This is a genomic window from Streptomyces sp. NPDC051776 (assembly GCF_040681345.1).
GTDB lineage: Bacteria > Actinomycetota > Actinomycetes > Streptomycetales > Streptomycetaceae > Streptomyces.
The window spans coordinates 1-4,840 of record NZ_JBFAYQ010000116.1 but is presented as its reverse complement, the minus strand read 5'-3'; the positions used below and the strand labels follow the sequence as shown (position 1 = coordinate 4,840).

Here is a 4,840-nt window from a genome sequence, read left to right as displayed (position 1 = left end):
TCAAAACCCGCACCCTCTACGACGAAGCGACCGCCTGGTCGCACCACGCCCAGCCCCACGCCGCTTGACACCAAACGACATGGGGTGTCTGACCTACGCTCCCCCAGGACGCCGGTGACCACCGGGCCCCACCCCCAAACCCGGGGAGCCGGCCGGGACGCGGGCTGTTCAGGGCAGAGGTCGGGGCTGCGCGTCTGCGGGCCACTCCCGCATCTGGGGGCCACTCCCCTGCCTGCGGGCCCGCGGCCATTGCCGGCCGTTCTCGCCAGGTAAGCCGAGCCGAAGACCGACACCCCCGCCCGGCTCGCTAATGACCGGCGACGCCGCCTCGCACGGCCCTTGTGGCTCGCGGCAAGAGGAGCAAGAACCCCAGGCCCATCAAGAGAGCGGTGGCCCTGAGGATGCCCTCCAGGGCCCCAGTGTTCGTGGCGGCACCCACGACTCCCCCGTTGAGAGACTCCAGCCCGGTGGCTGCCAGCGCGAGGGCAATGGCCGAGGCGAGCATCTTGGCAGCAAGGCTGAGACTGGCCGCTCCCCCGGCTCTTTCGGGCGAGACCCGATGCTGCGTCAGCACGTTGGTCAGCCCACCGGTCAACCCGATGCCCAGCCCGCACAGCATGAACGCCACCACATAAAGGGGGAGAGTCTCCGCCCAGGTCACGAGCAGAATGCCGAAGGTCGCCACCACCATCGCCGCACAAAGATAGACGTACATGTAGGCACTTGCGGCCACACTTCCAGCCACGTAGGTGAAAGCAGCGTCAGGGATGGAGAGAGACAAGAAAATACATCCGGCCGCCAAGGGCACCAGCCCTTGATCTTCTTGCAGATAGATGACAGAGAATGTGGACAGAATGGCGTAGCCGATGACCGACAGTGCCCCCGTCACGGTCAGCAATTGGACCACCGGATCCAGGTAAAAAGAGCGCTCGTGCAAGGGATTGGGGCCTTTGAGCTCATGCAGCACGAAGACGACCAGAAGGAGGGCCCCGGCTCCCCCGCACAGCAGGGTCAGCGGGGAACCCCACCCCCACGCGGTTCCACGGTCCACGGCCACGGTGATCCCGACAGATCCCAGAACCGCAGCACCCGCACTGAGCCACGGTGAATTCAGGGCAGCTGCCACAGGATCGTACGACGGCCTGACGCACCAATAGATCAAAGGGATCGCGAGAAAACCGATCGGCAAATTAATGAGGAACACATAGCGCCAGTCGAATTCCGCGAGGAGGCCACCGACGAACGGACCTAACGCTGCGCCCGCCCCGGCCGCTCCCATGACGAAACCCATACCGATGTTCTTCCGGCGTCCTTCGAAGGACCCCGCGATCATGGCCACCGAACCCGGAACGACAAAGGCACCTCCTGCACCCTGCAAGACACGCCCGATGATGAGCCAGGCAACGTCCGGCGCAGCGGCGCAGACGCCGGAGCTCGCCATGAAGGCACCCATCCCGCAGATGGTCAGACGCCGTCGGCCGTAAGCATCGACGAGACGGCCGGCAAGAGGAAGCAAGCCGCCGAACGCAAGCATGAACCCGGACAGCACCCACTGCAGATTGGTCACCGACTGTGAGAAATCATGAGCAATCTGAGGGAGAGCAAGGTTGACCGCAAGCCAGTCCAATTGGACGACCAGTGTCGAGAGCGCAGCAGCGCACAGACCAAGTCTTTCTCTCCAGGAGAATGCATACGAGTGGGCCATCTCGGTCTTCCTGCTTGCAAGTGGGTACACACAACAGCGGCACCAGTGTGCCGCGACCCCACCGCCGTCTTACTGGGCGACAGGCGTCCAGGGGGCGGGGCGCGCCGCACTCGCGGCCACTCCCCCGCTCGCGTGGCCGAACGGGTCAACTCCCGGTCGGCCTCCCCGCCCCCTTGCTCACCGTCTGTCCCCGAGCTGCCTGGAAAAGCCGGCAATCAGCTGCCACCGGGGCCAGGCACGTCACAACACCCCTGCGACGGATAGCATCACGTGTCCCTGTTCTCCACTCTTGCCCCTGGAGTCCCGTGAACCGCACCCCTGGCTTCCCCCTCTCCCGCCGCGGCCTCATACGCACCGGCGCCGGCGCCTCGCTCGCCGCGCTCGGGCTCGCCGCCGGCGCGCGGACCGCCTCCGCCGCGGTGGCCACCACCAAGCGGTTCGATCTCACACAGCCGTCGTACGACCTGTTCCGGTCCAAGGACACACACGGTGCGCGGGTCCAGCAGAGCTTCGCCTTTGACTGGGTGAACAAGTTCCTGTTCGTGGCGACCAAGCGGAGTGACAGCGCCGAGTCCGCCGGTGACCTGTGCATCAACAAGATGGACTTCGACGGGAAGTACATCTCGTACATGCACCTCAATGGCTTCGGCCACGGCGTCGCCTTCGCCGCGCTGCCGAGCGGTTCCGGCACCGAGCTGTGGATCGAGTGCGCCGCGAACACCAGCGGGTACGGCACCGCGCTCGCCCCCATCCGTTACGCCGCCAACACCACCCTGGGCTCGCCGGCTGCCTCGGCCGCGTACCGGCCGATCCCGGGGGCCACCGAGTACACCTGCTCCGCCGACCCGGTCTACCAGCGCATGATCGTGCGCTACCACACCAGCGGCGGCAAGCGGATCGCCGTGTACCCCCTCTCCGCCTTTCAGACAGGCAACTTCGGCTCGCCGTTGGTCGACTTCAAGCAGCCGACGATCTCCGGCACTCCGCAGGGCTACACCCTCTACGGCTCGTACATGTACTACCTCACGGGTGACGCGTACCCCGGCGACGGCACCCCCACCGGCGACGGCAACACCTACGTCACCAGCATCGACATCAACACGGGCACCGTGAAGCAGGGCCCCGTCCTCACCAAGGCCGGCTCCACCCTCCACCACCGCGAGCCCGAGGGGCTGGCCATCTACCGCACCGACGCCGGCGAGGCCCGTCTCTTCATCGGCTTCGCCACCGGCGTGGAGGGCGACCGCCGCTCCAGCATCTTCTACAAGAACGCGCTGGTCTGAGCCATGTCCGCCCGGCGGCCGGTCGTCGGCCGCTGGGGAGGGCACCAACCGCGGTCGGACGGCCCAGGCGACCGGCAGTCGTCCGAGCGTCTCCGTCCCGACCCCCTACGAGTCCGGACCTGACAACCCGCTCGCCTACTTGACTTCGGCTCGTCAGGTGCGCAGGTCTCCGAGAACCGCGCCTCCTGCCCCCCAAAAAAGAAGCGCCTCCCAGCAAGGCGAGCGGGTCCGGTCGCCGTGCGGGAAGAGCGGCCGTAGAACGGGATCGTGGACGAGAGTCCAAGTGCCTCAACCAGCCAGCTGGCTTCCACCTGACCCCGGTCGCACGGAGACCAGGACCTGGACCTGAGACATCAAGACGAGCAGGCCTTGGTCAGTCTGGCCGAGGCATCGGTGAACCGGGTGAGGTCGGGGCGCTTGCCTCCCTCCTCGAGGGCCTTACGGGCATCGAGTACGGCGGTGCCGAGGGAGTCATCGGCGATCGTGGCATCGACCCAGTGGGGATGTTCGGCGGAGAGGTTCTTATGAATGCCGGATCGGCTCTTGTCGATCTCGTCGAGGGCCCGCGCTATCGCTACAGGATTACCCCAGGAGGTGCCGACAATCGCCTGAAAGTCGTCGACGTCCCGGGCGACGGCTTTGGCGGTCCGGCCGCAGTCCAGCGTTCTGTTGTCGGAGCCGCAGCCGACGATCGCCGGTACGGCGATCAGGGCGGTGATGGCAGCAAGTGCAGCAGTACGACGGCACACAGCCACGGACAGCTCCTCTTCTGTGCCAGGACAGCGGCGAGCGTGGGTCCGCGGCCTGGCTCTCCTTCTCGATCAACCATCAGTGCGGTGCGGGCGACCGGGCGTGGGCACCGACGTGGGGCCCGCCGAAGTGGCGCCCGGACGCTGCGCAGTTGCCGTTCAGGCCCGAGGCGCGCACGTCACGACCGACGTGTCCTCGCACCTCATGGGCGGATCGAGCCCCGTAACACCTGAAAAGGGGCCTGCCCCCGGGCATGCTAGGGGCGGCCCTTCCGGCCGGGCATGATGAATGGTTACTCAACCGGGCATGGACAGGGGTGTTCTGCGTTACGCACGGTCGGCCCTGGTTCGTACGGTGCGACGACAGGACAGCATGCTGGGCGTTCGAGCGGGGTGTTGCGGCGTTGGCGCAGCACAGGACCCGCACCGGCACTGTGACCGTCTCCCGGGCGCATGTGGAGCGGCTGAAATATGACGCAGAGGGCGAACTCGGAGTGTGGCACTCCAACACCAACACCCGGCGGGCCAAGCTCACACGGACAAGCCCATCGAACTCGCCGCCCTCGGGCTGGACTTGGCAGCCGAGACACGAAGTTGGGGGGCGGGGCGCGGGCGCCTCGGGTTCCCCTTCGGTGTTCAGCGAGCCGCGCGCTCGTAGCTGACGATGGCGCCGACGAGCCCAGACCGACCACCGGCTGGAAACAGCTTTCTTCGAGGAAGCCGCAGCTGGCACGGGCTCATTTCCTCAGCCGGGTCACCGCCGGCGCGCATTGTGACGCATGATCGCCCCTGGGTAGTCACACCACCGGGAATTCGCTGACGCGGCGATGGGTCACCGTGCCTCCTGTGGTTCAGGTGCGGGCTTTTCTCGCCCGCGTCAGGGCCCGCGGCCTCCTTTCAGGCCGGCGTGCTTCCCCCATGTCGTTGCCCCCAGGTGGGGCGCCAGGCCCTCGGTAGAGAACGCCTGGCGGCGAATGGGAGGACCGTGTGAGATCGATGTGACACAGCCTGTTACGGCGCCGTCAGCCGCCGCCCCCGGCGACCCCTCGGCCCAAGCGCACACCCGGCCCGATTCCGCCGGTTCGGCGGGTATGGACCGCGAA

3 protein-coding genes are annotated in these 4,840 nt (G+C 67.0%); 1 reads left to right on the top strand and 2 read right to left on the bottom strand.

The window, feature by feature from the left end:
• Positions 1 to 307: 307 nt before the first annotated feature.
• On the bottom strand, positions 308 to 1,705 hold the full coding sequence (locus tag AB0M26_RS31265; RefSeq protein WP_365266299.1) for an MFS transporter: 1,398 nt from the start codon (positions 1,703 to 1,705) through the stop codon (positions 308 to 310).
• Positions 1,706 to 2,010: 305 nt separating this feature from the next.
• On the opposite strand from AB0M26_RS31265, the gene AB0M26_RS31260 reads away from it, so the two are divergent.
• Positions 2,011 to 2,988: a teichoic acid biosynthesis protein C gene (locus tag AB0M26_RS31260; protein WP_365266296.1), complete on the top strand. Its 978-nt coding sequence runs from the start codon at positions 2,011 to 2,013 to the stop codon at positions 2,986 to 2,988.
• 353 nt (positions 2,989 to 3,341) lie between these two features.
• On the opposite strand, the gene AB0M26_RS31255 is transcribed toward AB0M26_RS31260, so the two are convergent.
• Positions 3,342 to 3,743, bottom strand: coding sequence for a hypothetical protein (locus AB0M26_RS31255; RefSeq protein WP_365266293.1), 402 nt, complete (start codon positions 3,741 to 3,743; stop codon positions 3,342 to 3,344).
• Positions 3,744 to 4,840 lie beyond the last annotated feature (1,097 nt).

What these genes read in the sequence shown, in the direction of transcription:
- AB0M26_RS31265 (WP_365266299.1), bottom strand. Translation starts at nt 1,705, where the DNA reads ATGGCCCACTCGTATGCATTCTCCTGGAGAGAAAGACTTGGTCTGTGC.